This window comes from Photobacterium pectinilyticum (assembly GCF_024357955.1).
Lineage (GTDB): Bacteria > Pseudomonadota > Gammaproteobacteria > Enterobacterales > Vibrionaceae > Photobacterium > Photobacterium pectinilyticum.
Genome location: NZ_JANEYT010000058.1, coordinates 1 through 409 on the forward strand (window position 1 = coordinate 1; position 409 = coordinate 409).

Below are 409 nucleotides of genomic sequence, written 5' to 3' on the forward strand. Positions count from 1 at the left end.
CTGCAGCGATTCTACTGTTCTGTTTCTCGTCTATCATTGCGAACTACAGCTACGCTGAAACCATTGTGGTGAAGCCACTTGTTCATCCCTGCAACACTATATTGCACTCGATAAACACTGAAAACATGAGCAACAATCTCACGCGTATGATGATAAGTATGCACGGTTAGATGTGTGATCAAGCTTTGGGTTTGCTGTTGAGATAGATAGCTTTTTGAGCCACCGTTTTCAGGCTTGAGCTTGTTCGACAGTGAGTAATCTTTGAGATGCTGTCTAACCGTTGTTTCATGGATAAGCAGTGCATCGGCAATTTCTTCAGGACTCCACCCATTACTAGCATGAATAACGGCTTTGATACGATCGCGAACTCGTCCATCACGAGTCGTATCGTGTTGGTTAATCAACGTAA

1 pseudogene is annotated in these 409 nt (G+C 43.8%); it reads right to left on the minus strand.

Annotated features, from left to right (window positions below):
* Positions 1-53: 53 nt before the first annotated feature.
* A pseudogene (locus tag NHN17_RS19050) lies at positions 54-404 on the minus strand (helix-turn-helix domain-containing protein); the annotation flags it as partial.
* Between the last annotated feature and the right edge of the window lie 5 nt (positions 405-409).